The sequence below is a fragment of the Azospirillum sp. SYSU D00513 genome (genome assembly GCF_017356015.1).
Classification (GTDB): Bacteria; Pseudomonadota; Alphaproteobacteria; order Azospirillales; family Azospirillaceae; genus Azospirillum.
Map to the genome: position 1 here is coordinate 64,880 of NZ_JAFIQV010000034.1, position 15,132 is coordinate 80,011.

Consider the following 15,132-nt stretch of genomic DNA (forward strand, 5'->3'; position numbering starts at 1 on the left):
TCCCTTTAAGCGCCAAACTCGAAAATTATGAAGAGCGTTACTGGCTTGCAGCCGGGATGGAGGACATACGCCCGTATCCGTCCTCGAACCGGACGATGTCGTCCTCGCCGAGGTAGCCGCCGGATTGCACCTCGACCAGGTGGAGCGGCACCCTCCCCGGGTTCTCCAGCCGGTGCACCGTGCCCATCGGGATGTAGACGGACTGGTTCTCGTACACGAAGATCTGCTCCTCGCCACGCGTCACCAGCGCCGTGCCCTCCACCACGATCCAGTGCTCCGCCCGATGGTGGTGCATCTGCAGGGACAGGCGCTCGCCTGGCTTCACGACGATGCGCTTGACCTGGAAGCGGCTGCCGCGGTCGACGCCGCGGTACGAGCCCCAGGGGCGGTGCACGGTCGTGTGCAGGGCATGCTCGTCGCGCCGCTCGGCCTTGAGGCGGTCCACGATGTGCTTCACATCCTGAGCTCGGGCGTGATTAGTCACCAGGATGGCGTCATCAGTGGCGACCACAACTACGTTCTCCAGGCCAGCGACCGCGACCAACTGCTCGTCGGAGCGGACGTAGACGTTGCGCGCGTCGTGCAGGACGGCATCGCCCTGCACGACGTTACCGTTCGCATCCTTCTCGCCGATGTCCCACAGCGCCGACCAGGCGCCGACGTCGTTCCACCCCATGTCGACCGGCACCACGGCCGCCCTGGCGGTCCTTTCCATGACGGCATAGTCGATGGAGTCTGACGGCGAGGCAGCGAAGGCATCCTTGCCCAGCCGACAGAAGGTAAGATCCCGCTCGGCGCCACTGAGAGCTTTGCGGCAGGCCTCGACCATGGACGGGCTGCTCCGCTCCAGCTCGGCCACGTAGGCCGCAGCGGAGAAGAGGAAGATGCCGCTGTTCCACAGGTACGAGCCGTCCGCCAGGTAGACCTCCGCCGTCGTCTGATCAGGCTTTTCGACGAAGCGCTCGACGGCGTTGACGCCCTCATGAGCGTCAAGCTTCGCTCCTGCCTTGATGTACCCGTAGCCGGTCTCGGCCCGCACCGGCCTCACGCCGAACGTGACCAGCGCGCCGGCAGCGGCAGCCCCGGCCGCTGTTGCGACAGCCTCCAGGAAGCGCCCGGGCGAGGCGATGACGTGGTCGGACGGCATCACCAGCATGAGGGCGTCCTCGCCCGCGGCGAGCAGCTTGAGGGCGGCGACGCACACCGCGGGCGCCGTGTTGCGCCCGACCGGCTCGAGGATGATCTCGGAGGGTCGGCACGCTTGGGCGCGCAGTTGCTCGGCGATGATGAAGCGGTGCTCCTCGTTGCAGATCACCAGCGGTGCGGCGAACCTCTCGCCGGCGACCCGCAGCGCGGTCTCCTGGATCATCGTCAGCTCGCTCGTGAGCGGCAGGAACTGCTTCGGGTACAGCGACCGTGACAACGGCCACAGCCGGCTCCCCGAGCCGCCCGACAGGATGACCGGCGTGATCACGCCCGCAGACTTGGTGTTCCCCATACCGCTCACCTCAGCTCTCCCACCCATCAGATTGTCCTCTCACGTACCGCCTGGCCCAGGAGGGCGGCGTATCCCGCGCCGACCGCTGCCGGCGCGTAGGTCGCCGCCGTCAGCTTTTGCCCCTGTTCTGCCAGCCGCTGCCGCAGCCAGCGGTCCTCAACCAGCCGCCGCATCCACCAGGCGGCGTGCGCAACATCCGGTTCCGCCCACAGCTGCCCGCCGGCGAAGGGGTATTCCTCCGGGGACACCAGGCGCAGCCGGTGGTCGACCAGGCCCGCGCTGCCCGGTGTCGTGAAGTCCATGTTCCCCGAGAAGCCGGTGACGACCACCGGCTTGCCCAGCAGCATCGCCTCGGCGATCCCGCGCCCGAAGCCTTCCGCCCGGTGCAGCGATAGGAACCCGTCGCAGGCTCGGTAGAGATCGAGCACCGCGCCACGGCTCAGGGTTTCGCTGATGATGTGAATGCGGCGGTCGATGCGGGCCTCTTCCAGCAGCGCCTGCCAGACAGGGTTGTCCGGGGTCGCGCGCATCGCCTTGACCACCAGCCCGACGGGCTCGTTCCCCTGCGGGAAAGCCTTCCGGAAGGCGCAGACGCAGGCCTGCGGGTTTTTGCGGGCCAGGCTGGACAGCACATCGAAGGCGAAGACGAACAGGAAGCGTCCCTCGGGCAGGCCGAAGTCCCGCCGGCCCAGGCCCGCCGTCGCGTCCACCGTCACCGCCATGGGCATGTGCCGCACCGGCTTCGGGCAGCTCTTCGCATAGGCATCATAGGTGTAGCGGCTCGACGCCCAGACCTCGTCGACGAGGTTATAGGCGTGATGCCATTCCTCCGGCCAGTCCGGCAGTTCCCAGGGCCAGTAGCCGATGGTCCGGCGGCCGTCGAACAGCGCCGATCCCTCCACCGCCGCCAGCCGCGCCGTCTCGATGCCGGTCGTGCAGAACAGGTTGACGGCATAGGGCAGCCGGTCGGTGATCAGCGCGGCGATGCTGTCGTCGCCCTGGTGCACCTCGCGTCCTGGCTCGACGTTGTAGACGCTGAAGGGGATCCCCGCCGCCTGCATGGCGAGCGCCGCCATGCGCACGTCCTCGCCGATGCCAAACTGCCCGCGGGCATAGCCGATCAGGTTGACACCGAACGGCAGGGAGTTGCCGCGCGTCCGCATGGCGGGTGCTGCTACGGTTGCCTCATTGCCTTCTCTCCCGGCTGGCACGCCCGCTTGCGCGGGCTCGGCCATCAGGCAGCGCAGGATTGGCGCCCGCTCCTGCCCTTCGCCGCGCGTCCAGGCGAGGAAGGCTGGGCTGCCGGGGTCGGGGAAGCGCTGCCGCAGGGGCGCGCTTTCCGACCAGACCATCATCGCGATTCTCGGGACACGCGGGTCGGACGACGCCGGCGAACGGAAAACGCGGTCCCGAAGATCGCGGAAAAGCTCTCCGAGTCGGGGCTCCTCCAGGGCGTCCGTGTAGCACCAGCGCGTGAAGTCCGCCCGGCCGGCGTCCGTGTTGAGCGGAAAGGCCTGTTGCAGGTCCGGGCGCCGTTCCCACAGCTGCACCATCAACCGGGTGAACGGCAGAAGCGCACCGCTCACTAGGCGCGGGTCGGTTTCAGCCAGGAAATCCTTCTGCTCCCCGGTCAGGAAGCGGGCGAGATCCAGCTCGGCGATGCCATGAATAAAGTACCACCAGCCGAAAGCCTCCTGCCCCCCGGCCGTGCCGAGGTCGAATACCTCCCACAGGTCCGGGCGCATGAGCCAGACCTGGCGCATGAAGCGGGTCAGCACCGGCCGGACGCCGGGCAGGGCTTCTTCCGCTGGTTCGGTCAGGAGATCTCGGGGGATGTCGGGTTCGAACTCGGCCAGGGCGTGATACTCGCGCGCGCCATGCAGGAGCAGCCACCATTCGAAGCGCGCCCGGTCACCCTCGCACAGCGCGCGCAGGTCGGGCCGCGTCAGCCAGATCGTCCTCTTGACCTCCTCCAGCCGGGCGCGCGCCGGCAACGCCGGGCGGGCGGCCTCCGCATCGACCGCCTTCGGGGGGGGCGGAAGGTTCATCAAGGCTGCCATTCGGCCGTCGGTCCATACGGAATCGAGAGACATGAGGGGTGCCGCCCCCCCGGTGCGGCGGACGGCCGGAGGGTCCTGCAACCTCTTGGCCGGCTTAGCCGATTCCGGCTATGACAACCATTTGATGATTAAGAACAGATTAAGAAGGCGTTCAAGGGCTTGCTGAAAAAGCAGGCAGGAGACTTCCAAGCGAAGATTTCAAAATAGTAACGGATGGGAAGGACTTTTTCCGATTTCTCCATGAGCGCTCCGGTTCAGGATGCTTCCTATTGAGCAAAAGGAAGCTTTCGAACATTGTCACAGCCATACCAGGATATGCGCAGGGCGCAGCCATATTTCCCAGTACCATCTGGTTTTTTGCCCGATTTCGGCCCCTTCCCCAATGCCCTTAGGCTTCAACGCTCCCGCCCGTTGCTACCTGAGCGTGGACGCAACCGCAAAAACGCACTTGAGAGTACTCCTTAAAAAGTGGTACCTCCTAGGCTTCAGCGAATTTGGCATGCCTTGGGGGCAGGGGGAATTTATGGCTACGATACCGGGTGGTCTTTTCGACAGCGCGCGCAGCGGCGGCGTCATCACCTCGAACGAGGCTGATATTATCAGCAACGTTCTAAACCGTTTCAACATTTCCGAAACGCAGATCACGCAGATCACGGGCAACACCCAGTTGACCGGCAACACCCCGCAGTTCGTGCAGGTGTCGTCCAGCAACACGTCGGGCGTCCAGATCGGCGGCGGCCAGGGCTCGGACCTCATCGTGGGCGCGCTCGGCAACGACACCTTCGTCGGCGGCGCCGGCAACGACACCCAGATGGGCGGCGCTGGCAGCGACAGCATCATCGGTGGCGAGGGTGACGACTTCAACATGGGCGGCGAGGGCAACGACATCGTTGATGGCGGCCTCGGCAACGACGAGATCGCCGGCAACGTCGGCAACGACCGGCTGTCCAGCAGCCTCGGCAACGACACCTTCTTCGGCGGCAAGGGCGATGATACCATCCTCGCCGGCGAGGACGACGACATCGCCTACGGCAACCTGGACAACGACGTCGTCTACGGCAACCAGGGCAATGACCGGCTGTTCGGCAACCAGGGTAACGACACGCTCCACGGCGGCCAGGGCAACGACCTCATCCATGGCGGCCAGGGCGACGACCGCCTCCTGGGCGAGCTGGGCAACGACACGCTGCACGGCGACCTGGGCAACGACGTCTACGTCATCCAGTCGAACGGCGGCGCCGACGTCGTCCATTTCGGCACGGGCGACATGATCTCCATCGCGACCAACGTCAACGGCCTGACCCTGACCAGCGTTGGCGAGCTGTCCACGCGCATCTCGACCGTGTCGGGCAACGCGGTGATCGATCTGGGCAACGGCAACAGCGTGACCGTCGTCGGCCTGACCGAGGCGGAGCTAAAGGCCAACCTGGCCGGCTACATCTCGCTGTTCTGATCCTCAGCCCCCAAGGCTGGCCTCAAGGAGTGGTGCTGTCCCGGGGGGCGGCACCACTTTTTTGCATCATGCACCCTGGTCCTTCCTTCAGCTTCCCTTAAGGAATGGCGCCGTTCCATTGGCCGCGCCTCTCCTCGTGAGCGGCCCACGCTTCGGCATCCGGACCGACGCCGACGAATCTCCCGTCCGGGACATGGCTGCATCATGATCGACTCCGGTCTTCTCTCCTCGCCGGCCCTCATGCCGGACGCTTCCCCAGCCGGCGCCGAGCGCCGGGATGTGGGCTTCCCGGACTTGGCCCTCCCAGACTTGGCGCTCGGCCGCAACGCCATCCTCGTCACGGTCCCGCTGGCGCGGCCCCTGTCCAACCGGCAGCTGACCGTCACGCGCGGCGGGCGCCCGGTCAAGGGGCCGGTCGTGGCGACCGTGGTGGAAGCCGCGGAGGGCGGGCACATGGCGCTGATCGCCCTGCCCGCGGCGGCGGATGCCACGCAGGCGCTGATGGTGACCGGCCCGGACGGAGAAATTCTTCTCGACCGTCCCGGGGAGCATTCCGGGACGGCGCAGCCGCTCGGGGCGGAGCTGCCGGCGCGGTTGGCGCCGGCGGACCGGCACCGGATGCTGCGGTCCCTGCTGGAAAGCGCCGGCCTCTTCCTGCGCCTCTACGACGACCTGGACTTCACCGCTGCCGCGCGGGCGCTTTTGGCGGCGGCCGCACCGCTCACGGCCGGCGCGCCGATCCGCTTCGGCGGGCGCTTCCTGCTCCTGCCGCTGAAGCCGGGCGCCGCCACGGTGGAAAGCGTGCTGCTCGTCGGGGCGGGTGCCATCCGGCGCAACCCCTTCCGCCCGGTAGCCTGGACCGGGAAGGGCGGCCGTTCCTGTGCGCTCCTCGTCGAACTGCCGGATCGGCTCGCCGGCGCGCGCTTCGACCTGCTAGCCTTCACGCCGGACCGCGCACAGCGTCTGGCCGTCGATCCCGCGGCGGCGCGCCCCACGGCCGACCTCGACGCGGTGCTCGCCGGGGATCCCTCGCGCACGCTCGCCGCCTACCTGTTCGGCGCCGCCGCTCCCTATCTCGCCAACGACGCCATGCTGGCCGCCCAGATCCGGCAGCGCCTGCCCGCCGCAGCGCGCGCGGAGCATCACGCCCCCATCGACGCCCGGCGGCCGCTCGGCGCGCGGCTCGAGCTGGCGGTGCAGGCGCCGGACGGCGGACTGTTCCTGCGCGGCTGGCTGTTCGACCCGCTGGGGGTGGTGGAGGGCTGGACGGCCGTCTCGGCTTTCGGGGAGCGCCGCCCGGCCGAGCCCCCCCGGCACCGCCTCCCCCGCCCCGACCTCGCCGAGGCGGCGGCCCGCCACCCGTTCGGGGCGGAGGTGCGGAACTCCGGCTTCGTCCTGCACATCCCGGGACCCCGCCCCGCCCTGCCCGGCATTCCCTGGCATCTGGAGCTGTCCCTGGCGGACGGCGGCAGCCTGGACCTCGTGCCCCCGCCCCCGCCGGAACGGCCCGACGCGGCGCGCGCGCTGGTCCTGTCCGGAATCCCGCCCCAGCACCTCACCGCCGCCATGATCGGCGAGGCCTTGGCCCCCGCCGCCCAGTCCTTCCAGCGGGCCTGCCTGGAGGGGCCGCGGGTGTGGGCGGAGCACCGCTTCGGCCCGGCGGCGGAGGATCCCGAGGTCTCGGTCGTGATCCCCCTTTACCGCACGCTCGACTATCTGCGGCACCAGTTCATCGCCTTCTTCGCCGATCCGGACCTCCGCGGGGCGGAACTGGTGCTGGTGCTCGATTCGCCCGAGCAGGAAGAGTATCTGCTGGACCTGCTGCGCGGGCTGGACCTGCTGCACGGGCTCAGCGTCCGACTCATCGTCCATGGCCGGAACCTCGGCTACGCCGCCGCGGTGAACAGCGGCGCCGGTGCCGCGCGGGGGCGCCGGCTCATGCTGCTCAATTCGGATGTTCTTCCGGCAAGGCCGGGCTGGCTGTCGGCCATGGGGCGGGCGCTGAACCGGAACCCCGGCACCGGCGCCGTCGGGCCAAAGCTGCTGTTCGAGGACGACTCCATCCAGCACGCCGGCCTCTTCTTCTGGCGCGACCCCCGGGGCGACTGGCGCAACCGGCACTTCCACAAGGGCTATGCCGCCGACTACGGCCCGGCCAACCGCTCGCGCGCGGTGCCCGGCGTCACCGGCGCCTGCATCCTGGTCGAGCGCCGGCTGTTCGAGGCCGTCGGCGGCATCAGCGAGGATTACGTGATCGGCGACTTCGAGGATTCCGACTTCTGCCTGAAGCTGCGGGAACGGGGCCTGCGCTGCTGGTACGAGGCCTCGGTGGAGCTGTACCATTTCGAGCGCCGCTCCATCCTGCGCCATGACGGTTACACCCGCACCGCAGCCTGCGAGGTGAACCGCTGGCTCCACGAGCAGCGCTGGGGCGCCGCGATGGCCGCCGCCATGGCGGAAGCCGCGGCCGGGCCGGTGCCGGGCGACACGACACGCGAGAGGATCCCCACATGAACGGACCGTCCGTCCTGGCCAAGATCGGCCGCCAGTGCGTCCGGGGGCTCCTGCTGTCCTTTGCCCTGTCGGTGCCGATCAACCTGCTGATGCTGGTCTCGCCGCTTTACATGGTCCAGCTCTTCGACCGGGTTCTCGGCAGCGGCAACCTGAACACCCTGTTCTGGCTGACGGTCATCGCGCTCGGCGCCCTGGCCGTCCATGCCCTGCTGGACTACACCCGCACACGCCTGCACCAGGCGCTCGGCCACTGGCTGAACCGCCGGCTCGGCTTCGAGGCGCTGGAGGCCATCGTTCGGGGCGTGCTGCGCGGCGGCGGGGATCCCAGCCGGTCCCTCCAGGATGTGGCCGAGCTGCGGGGCTTCGTGGCCGGCCGAGCCATCCCCTCGGCGCTCGAATTCCTGATCTCCCCGCTGTTCCTGGCCGCCCTGTTCCTGATGCACCCTTTCTACGCGGCGGTCGCGGCCGGCGGCGCCTTCCTGATGCTCGTCATCGCGGTGGTCAACGAGGTGGCGACCTTCCGCCCAATCCGCCAGGCCAACGAGAGCGCCGGCCGCAGCACTTCCGCCATCGGCGCCGCCCTGCGCAACGCCGAGGTCATCGAGGGCATGGGCATGATGCCGGCGATCCTGCGCCGCTGGTGGAAGCTGAACCAGGAGACACTGCGCCACGCCGACGAGGCGGCCAGGCGCAGCGCCGCCATCTCAGCCCTGTCCGGCAAGATCCGCAACGCCCTGCAGATGGCGGTGATGGCCACGGGTGCGGCACTGGTGGTGAACCACATGGCCAGCCCCGGCACGATGTTCGGCGCTATGATCATCACGGGCTTCGCGCTCGGCCCCTTCCAGGCGCTGATCGACGGCTGGCGCCAGTGGGTCGGCGCTTATGCCAGCCTCAAGCGGCTCCAGACGGTGCTGGAGCCGGAGAGGGACGGGATGGAACGCTCGACCATGCCGCTGCCGGCGCCCGAGGGGCCGCTGGTGGTGGAGCGTCTCGTCTTCGTGCCGCCCGGCGCCTCCAAGCCGGCCCTGAAGGGCGTGAGCTTCACGGTCGAGCCGGGCGAGGTGCTGGCCGTCGTCGGCCGGTCGGCCGCCGGCAAGTCGACGCTGGCGCGGATGCTGGTCGGTCTCTGGAAGCCGACGGCCGGCTCGATCCGCCTCGACGGCCACGACGTGCATGGCTGGGACCGCGCCAGCTTCGGTTCCTACGTCGGTTTCCTGCCGCAGAACGTCTCACTGTTCGACGGCACGGTGCGCGAGAACATCGCGCGGCTCGAGGCGTCGGACCCGCGCGACGTGGTCGAGGTCGCCAAGCTCTGCGGCGTGCACGAGATCGTCGGCCGCCTGCCGCTCGGCTACGACACGCCGATCGGCGAGGGCAGCTATCTGTTGACCGGCGGCCAGCGGCAGCGCGTCGGGCTGGCGCGCGCGCTTTACGGCCGGCCGCGCCTGCTGGTTCTGGACGAGCCCGACACCAGCCTGGACGCGGAGGGCGAACAGGCGCTCGTGCGAGCCATGCTGGCGGCCAAGGCCGACGGGGCGATCGTCGTGGTCGTCACCCACCGGCAGGCGGCGCTCGACGCCGCCGACCGGATCCTCGTGCTCAACGACGGGCAGGTGGAGCGCATCGAGACCCGCGGCAATCAGGCGCCAGCGGCGGATGGCCCGGCCCGGCTGTCCGGCCAGGGCGCCCAGGCCGCCCTGACCCGCCCCGCCCCCGCCCTGGCGGGCGGCGACCCGAAGAGAGCGTGAAGACCATGGCCCAGCTGGTACCCCTGTCCCGCCGCGCCTCGACTTCGGGCATCCCCCTGGACGAGATCCGCAAGCCGCCCCGCATCCGTCACCTGGCCCTGCTCGGCACCGCCGTCACGGTGCTGTGGTTCGGGCTGTTCGGCGGCTGGGCCGCCGTGGCCAGGCTCGACAGCGCCGCCATGGCGGCGGGCGCCCTCACCTCGGAAAGCCACCGCAAGACCATCCAGCATCTCGATGGCGGCATCGTGCGCGCCATCCATGTCCGCGACGGGGACCGCGTGTCCACCGGCCAGGTGCTGGTCGAGCTGGACGACACGCGGGCGGGGGCAGAGGTCGCCCTGGCCGACACCCAGTTCCGCTTCGCGCTCGCCCGCGGCGACCGGCTGCGGGCGGAGCTGGCCGACGCCGCTGACGTGACCTTCAACCCGGTCCTCCTCGCGGCCCAGGGGCAGCCGGAGGTCGCCGCCATGATCGAGGGGCAGCGCCGCCAGTTCCTGGCCCGCCGCACCGCCCATCACGGGCAAATCGACATACTGAACAAGCGGATCGACGAGTTCACCTCCGAGATCGCCGCCCTGACCGCGCAGGAAGCCGCCGTCGCCGCGCAGATCGGCTTCATCGCGGAAGAGCTGAAGGACGCCCGCACCCTGCTCGCCAAGGGCCTCATGACGCGCCCGCGCACCCTCGCCCTGGAGCGCGAGGCCGCCAGCCTGCAGGGCCGCCGCGGTGAGCTGCTGGCCGGCCTCTCCAAGGTCCGCCAGAGCATCAGCGCGGCCGAACTCCAGAAGATCGACCTGGACAACGCCCGCCGCAAGGAGATCACCCAGGAGATGGAGGCCGTCGGCAAGGAGCAGGCCGACGCCGCCGAACGGCTCGTTGCGGCGCGCGACGTGCTCGGCCGCACGGTCGTCCGGGCGCCGCAGGACGGCACGGTCGTCGGGCTCAGCCTCTTCACCAAGGGCGGCGTCATCCGCACCGGCGAACCGCTCCTGGACATCGTGCCGGAAAAGGACCAGCTGCTCGCCGACGTCCGCGTCAACCCGGCGGACATCGACACCGTACGCCCCGGCCTGACGGCGCGCGTGCAGCTCGTCTCTTACAACAGCCGGGTGATCCCGACCGTCGAGGGAACGGTGCTAACCGTCTCCGCCGACGGGCTGAAGGACGAGCGCACCGGCGAGTTCTACTATCTTGCCCGGGTCAAGCTGTCCCCGGCGGACATCGCGGCCCTGCCGGACGTCGAGCTGCAGCCCGGCATGCCGGTGCACGCCATGATCCGCATCGGCGAGCGCACCGCGCTCGACTACCTGCTCACCCCGCTCACCCAGAGCCTCGCCTCGGCCATGCGGGAGCAGTGACGCCATGCCGGATGGACGCAACGAACGGATTGCCGAGGCTCCGCTGAAGGACAAGGTCGTGTCTTTGGACAACCCCACCCCCTCCGCCCTGCAATCCCCCGAGGATCTCGGGAAGGATTTCTCCGGCACGATCGACCTCATCACGCCGGAAGGCGTGTACGGGTGGGCTTGGCTGCGCAGCGCGCCGCAGGAGCGCCAGGCGATCGACATCCTGTACGGCAAGGAGCTGCTCGGCACGGTCGTCGCCGGGAACAGGCGCGACGACCTGGTCGCCTCCTCGGTCGGCGACGGCCATTACGGCTTCGAGTTCAAGATGCCCGAATCCAGGCGCATCGAAAGGCCCGAGCTGATCTCGGCGGCCCTGCACGGGACCGCCATCCCCCTGCGGAACAACGACCAGGCCGCCGTCCGCGGCATGCTCAATGCCATCGGGGAGAACGCCTCCTCCATCATCCAGCATCTGCAGGGCTTCAAGTCCAGGATCGGCCGGATCGAGAACGAGATGGCGGCCCTGCGGCAGGGCGGGCTCGACCGGGAGGACCTCAAGGAAGCCCTGGGCTACGCGGCCCTGATCAAGGAAAACATCGATTTCCTCGAGCTGTCCGTGATCCGCCACGACGAGACGCTGGCCACGCTCACGAAGAAGGTGGCCGATCTTTCCTCAGCGAACGAGCGCAGCCGCAAGCCGCTTCTCGTCCTGGTCGTCTTCGGGGCGGCCGCCCTGGGCGGGGTCCTCGGGGCCGTGGCCGTGAAGATTCTGGGGATCTAGGTCCGATGCCGGATTCCCAAAGGAAGGGCCGGGTCTGCGCCTTCACGATCTCCAGGAACGAGCGGCACTATCTGCCGAAATGGGAAAGCCATTACGGCGGCCGGCTCGGCTTCGAGAACATCTTCGTCCTGGACCACCGCAGCGACGACGGCAGCACCGTCAACCTTCGCTGCCGGAGCATCTCCCTGCAGAGAGAGGAATATTGCGAGGTCTGGAAGTCGCAGGTGGTCAGCGAGTTCCAGAGCCGCCTGCTCCAGGACTATGAGGTGGTCGTCTATTCCGACGTGGACGAGCTGCTGTTTCCGGCTCCGGGCGGCGGTGGGGACCTGAAGGCCCTGCTCCTGTCGGTGGAAGAGGAGGTCGTCGCCGTGACCGGCTACGACCTCCTGCATTACCGGGAGCGGGAGCCCGCCCTGGACCTTTCCCGGCCAGTCACCTCGCAGCGCTCCTTCTGGAGACGGAACTGGTACCTCGACAAGCCGCTTATCACGCGCAGCCCGGTCCAGTGGTCGGTCGGCTCCCACCATCTCGAAGGCCGGCCGGAGGCGCCGCCGCGCCGGGACGACATCCTGATGCTTCACCTGCATTGGGCCGATCATGAGATCGCCTTCGAGAAGCTGCGCTTTCTGCGCTCGATCCTCTGGAGCGAGCAGTCGGTCGAACGCGGCCTGGCGTCCCACAACCGGTTCTCCGACGAGCAGCTCGAACGGGTCTATGCGGAGGACATCGACAACGCGGTCGGAAGGCTCCTGTCGGGCAGGCCGGCGGAACCGCCGCCCGAGCTGAGCCAGGCCAGCCCCATCGGGCCCGTCGAACACATTCCGGCCGCCGTCAGGGGCTCCGTCTAGGACGGGGCGCCTCGCCAGCGGCATCAGCCTTGGACGTCCGCCCCGCGCCGGGCGATGACCACGTCCTGGAAGTCGAACCCTCCCTCCGCGCGCCCGCTCCAGAAGCCCTTCCGGATCTCCGCGGTGAAGCCGAGGGCGGCAAGCCGCTCCCGTACCCAGCCAGGACTGTAAGCGACCGCGTCCTCGGGGATGGCGGGGTTGCTGATGCGGACCCCCTCATGCTCGGCCGGAAAGCGGATCAAGCTGCGGCCCTCGGCGCACAGCCGCTCGGCCTCCTCGTCCAGCAGGAAGAAGGTGGCGTAAATCAGGCCGCCGGGACGGCAGAGTGCCGCCATCTGAGCCAAGTAATTCTCCGTCGCTGCCGGCAGCATGTGCGTAAAGAGCGAGGTGGCCACGATCCGATCGAAGCCCTCTGCCCCGTCCAGGAGCCGGATTCGCTCGGCCGGGACGGCCCCGCTGGGGTTGGCGTAGGAGTTGGCCGCATCGATGTGGTGGAAGGCGAAGTTGGAATGGGCAGCGCCGATGTGCGCCCGGCACCAGTCGATGGCCTTGGCGGCGACATCGACGCCCGCGTAGCGCCCCTCGGCCGCCAGGAAGCGCGACAGCGGCAGGGCGAGGCGCCCCCAGCCGCAGCCGACGTCGAGGACAGCATGGTCCGGCCGCAGGCCCGCGGCGGAACGCAGGTTGTCCAGGATGATCACCCCAACCTGCAGGAAATCAAGGCGCTCGAAAGAGCCGACGCGCCGCAACTCCTCCGGACCCGGCACCGGGACCGAGGGATCCTCGATGAAGGACCGGTACTCGCTACGGGTCACGATGTCCTGATGGTCTGGATTGCTCACGGCAGTCACGGGCCTTGCGTCGGGGGAGGCGGGGAAGGAGGGTGGGCTCAGCCCGCGAGGGCGGGCGCCCGCTTCCGGCGCGGCGCAGCGCGCCGCTTCAGGAGGCTCCGGTACAGGGCGAGATGATCCGCCGCGCAGTCGTCCAGGCTGCGGGGCGGAGCGATCCCGGCCGCCAGGCGGCCGTGGAGATCCGGCTCCCCGGCCGCGCGCTCCAGCGCGTCCGCGAGGGCCGCCGGGTCGCCGGTCCGGAAATGCAGCCCGTCGACGCCATCGCGCACCCGCTCGGCCATGCCGCCGATATCACTGCAGATGACCGGGCGGCCGTGCGCGAAGGCCTCCTCAATGACCAGCGGCGCGTTCTCCCACCAGATGGAGGGCACGACCACCCAATCCACTCCCGCCATGAGGCGCGGCACCTCGTCGGCCTCGTAGCGGCCATGGTGGCGGACCGCCGGCCCGGCGGCTTCGACTGCGGCCTTGAAGCGCGCGAGATAATCGTCGCTTTGGAAGAGCGGGGCGCCGTACAGGTCGAGCGTGACGGGAACACCCGCCGCGGCAAGGCGCCGGACCGCCTCCAATGCGACGAGCGTGCCCTTGGCCGGGCCGATGTTGCCGAATAGGGCGAAACGGTCGCGCCGGCCGCCCTCCCGCAGCGGCCGCAGCGGTGCCGGGGACACCGCCGGGGTGCCGTTGCGCAGGACCTTCAGCGTCTCGGCCGGAAGCCCCCACCCGGAATAGCGATCACGCAGGAACTCCGAGGGCGCGATCAGCAGGTCGCAAAGGCCGAGCAGAGTCTTCTGGGAAAGCTCGCGCGTCTTGAAGCCCGCCGGATCGACCTCGGGAAAACACTTGGCACAGTCGCCGGCCGATGCCTGTCGGCACAGCGGCCCGGACGTCTTCACCATCGTGCCGTCCGCGTGGCAGATCGGGTAATAGTCGTGCAGCGTCATCACCAGGGCCGCCCCCGGACGGTGGCGCCGGACGGCAGCCAGCAGTTCGGTCCCGATCAGCTGGGTGTGATGGACATGGACGACATCCGGCGCGAACTCGTCGAGCAGCTCCAGGAACTCCGTGAAGACGCCCAGCGTGTCGGTCTGCAGATGCTCGAAGCTGTTGAAGTGCCCGGCCCACAGCAGCTGCGCGTTGGCCGTGCGGCCAACCGTCTGGAAAGCCGTTCCCGGTCGCTGACGGCGGTGCAGGCCAGCGGTCGCCCCCAGGAAGAAGCCCTCGACCTCCGGCATGCGGCTGAACGTCTCGTGCAGGCCCCAGGCGAGAACCTCCGTGCCCCCCGGATGAAGACGCGGGTCGTTGTGGGCGATCGTCAAGATTCTCATCGCGCGTGTCCGTCCTCGAAGCGATCCTTGGGGCCGCGCTTCGGCGGACTGGAGGGATCGGTCCTCCCATTGGTCATGATGCTTCTTTAAGAGAGCACCTTTGCCGAGACAAGCGACAAACATGTTCGCGTCGGGCACCAGGGGGCTCACCTGGAAGGCGCCACCCCTTTCGTAGAGAAGAAGGGCTCATTTTTGAATGAAGGTGTTAATCACCAAGCGCTCATGGTGCGAAGGGATCGCTTAACACCTCGTCAACTGATGCGGCCGCTTAATAGCCTCACCGAACACGACCCATTCCGGAGTAATAAATTATGCAGGCGCTCTCTTTCTCTGGTGACATCGCCCACTCCGCCAATGTTCACCTGAGCGTCCTGAATGAGTTTATTGCCGTCGTGCAGCGCAAGCTTTCCGAGACGGCGAACCCCTTCGCCCGCGACAGCCTTTCCGACATGCTGGCCGACTTGGTCGAGCAGCGCGGCGTCTATCTCGCCGTGACGATGCCGACGGCCATCGCCGCCTGAGGGCAAGGCATTCCGGATCTCTCTTTACCTGTCGAACTTCAGGGCGCTCCCATCAGAGCGCCCTTTCTTTTCCAGAACGGACAAAGGAAAGCGGAATCGGGATAGGGGGCGATCCTGGTGGACCGCACCCCTCCCACACCACCCGGCATGCGGGTCCGCACCGGGCGGTTCGAAGGATTGAGGT

Annotated in this window: 11 protein-coding genes; 7 read left to right on the top strand and 4 right to left on the bottom strand. The window is 68.8% G+C overall.

Annotated features, from left to right (window positions below):
- Positions 1–37: 37 nt before the first annotated feature.
- Together JUB11_RS22825 and JUB11_RS22830 are read right to left on the bottom strand one after the other, a co-directional pair.
- Complete coding sequence (locus JUB11_RS22825) at positions 38–1,525, bottom strand: mannose-1-phosphate guanylyltransferase/mannose-6-phosphate isomerase (RefSeq protein ID WP_282189143.1); 1,488 nt, start codon at positions 1,523–1,525, stop codon at positions 38–40.
- Positions 1,525–3,546 carry a glycosyltransferase gene (locus JUB11_RS22830; protein ID WP_207461086.1) on the bottom strand — a complete coding sequence of 674 codons (2,022 nt, stop codon included), beginning with the start codon at positions 3,544–3,546 and terminating at the stop codon, positions 1,525–1,527. The genes JUB11_RS22825 and JUB11_RS22830 overlap by 1 nt, the downstream gene beginning before the upstream one ends.
- 535 nt (positions 3,547–4,081) lie before the next feature.
- Here JUB11_RS22830 and JUB11_RS22835 point away from each other — a divergent pair.
- From JUB11_RS22835 to JUB11_RS22860, 6 genes are all read left to right on the top strand, one after another.
- Positions 4,082–5,011, top strand: coding sequence for a calcium-binding protein (locus JUB11_RS22835; RefSeq protein ID WP_207461087.1), 930 nt, complete (start codon positions 4,082–4,084; stop codon positions 5,009–5,011).
- A 204-nt stretch (positions 5,012–5,215) separates the two neighbouring features.
- A complete protein-coding gene (locus JUB11_RS22840; RefSeq protein WP_207461088.1) occupies positions 5,216–7,525 on the top strand; it encodes a glycosyltransferase in 2,310 nt (769 codons plus the stop codon).
- Entirely contained in the window at positions 7,522–9,276 is a 1,755-nt protein-coding gene (locus JUB11_RS22845; RefSeq protein ID WP_207461089.1) for a type I secretion system permease/ATPase, read from the top strand. Before JUB11_RS22840 ends, JUB11_RS22845 begins: the two co-directional genes overlap by 4 nt.
- A gap of 5 nt (positions 9,277–9,281) precedes the next feature.
- Positions 9,282–10,634 carry an HlyD family type I secretion periplasmic adaptor subunit gene (locus JUB11_RS22850; protein ID WP_207461090.1) on the top strand — a complete coding sequence of 451 codons (1,353 nt, stop codon included), beginning with the start codon at positions 9,282–9,284 and terminating at the stop codon, positions 10,632–10,634.
- A gap of 4 nt (positions 10,635–10,638) precedes the next feature.
- A complete protein-coding gene (locus tag JUB11_RS22855) occupies positions 10,639–11,403 on the top strand; it encodes a hypothetical protein (protein WP_207461091.1) in 765 nt (254 codons plus the stop codon).
- A 5-nt stretch (positions 11,404–11,408) separates the two neighbouring features.
- On the top strand, positions 11,409–12,251 hold the full coding sequence (locus tag JUB11_RS22860; protein ID WP_207461092.1) for a glycosyltransferase family 2 protein: 843 nt from the start codon (positions 11,409–11,411) through the stop codon (positions 12,249–12,251).
- A gap of 23 nt (positions 12,252–12,274) precedes the next feature.
- Here JUB11_RS22860 and JUB11_RS22865 read toward each other — a convergent pair whose 3' ends face one another.
- Positions 12,275–13,093: a class I SAM-dependent methyltransferase gene (locus JUB11_RS22865; RefSeq protein WP_207461093.1), complete on the bottom strand. Its 819-nt coding sequence runs from the start codon at positions 13,091–13,093 to the stop codon at positions 12,275–12,277.
- Between the two features lie 47 nt (positions 13,094–13,140).
- Positions 13,141–14,427: a glycosyltransferase family 4 protein gene (locus JUB11_RS22870; RefSeq protein WP_207461094.1), complete on the bottom strand. Its 1,287-nt coding sequence runs from the start codon at positions 14,425–14,427 to the stop codon at positions 13,141–13,143.
- A 311-nt stretch (positions 14,428–14,738) separates the two neighbouring features.
- Between JUB11_RS22870 and JUB11_RS22875 the strand changes: the two genes are divergently transcribed.
- On the top strand, positions 14,739–14,948 hold the full coding sequence (locus JUB11_RS22875) for a hypothetical protein (protein WP_207461095.1): 210 nt from the start codon (positions 14,739–14,741) through the stop codon (positions 14,946–14,948).
- Positions 14,949–15,132: the final 184 nt, after the last annotated feature.

Coding starts and splice junctions, on each gene's coding strand:
- JUB11_RS22825 (WP_282189143.1), bottom strand. CDS start 1,525: ATGGGTGGGAGAGCTGAGGTGAGCGGTATGGGGAACACCAAGTCTGCG.
- JUB11_RS22830 (WP_207461086.1), bottom strand. CDS start 3,546: ATGAACCTTCCGCCCCCCCCGAAGGCGGTCGATGCGGAGGCCGCCCGC.
- JUB11_RS22835 (WP_207461087.1), top strand. CDS start 4,082: ATGGCTACGATACCGGGTGGTCTTTTCGACAGCGCGCGCAGCGGCGGC.
- JUB11_RS22840 (WP_207461088.1), top strand. CDS start 5,216: ATGATCGACTCCGGTCTTCTCTCCTCGCCGGCCCTCATGCCGGACGCT.
- JUB11_RS22845 (WP_207461089.1), top strand. CDS start 7,522: ATGAACGGACCGTCCGTCCTGGCCAAGATCGGCCGCCAGTGCGTCCGG.
- JUB11_RS22850 (WP_207461090.1), top strand. CDS start 9,282: ATGGCCCAGCTGGTACCCCTGTCCCGCCGCGCCTCGACTTCGGGCATC.
- JUB11_RS22855 (WP_207461091.1), top strand. CDS start 10,639: ATGCCGGATGGACGCAACGAACGGATTGCCGAGGCTCCGCTGAAGGAC.
- JUB11_RS22860 (WP_207461092.1), top strand. CDS start 11,409: ATGCCGGATTCCCAAAGGAAGGGCCGGGTCTGCGCCTTCACGATCTCC.
- JUB11_RS22870 (WP_207461094.1), bottom strand. CDS start 14,427: ATGAGAATCTTGACGATCGCCCACAACGACCCGCGTCTTCATCCGGGG.
- JUB11_RS22875 (WP_207461095.1), top strand. CDS start 14,739: ATGCAGGCGCTCTCTTTCTCTGGTGACATCGCCCACTCCGCCAATGTT.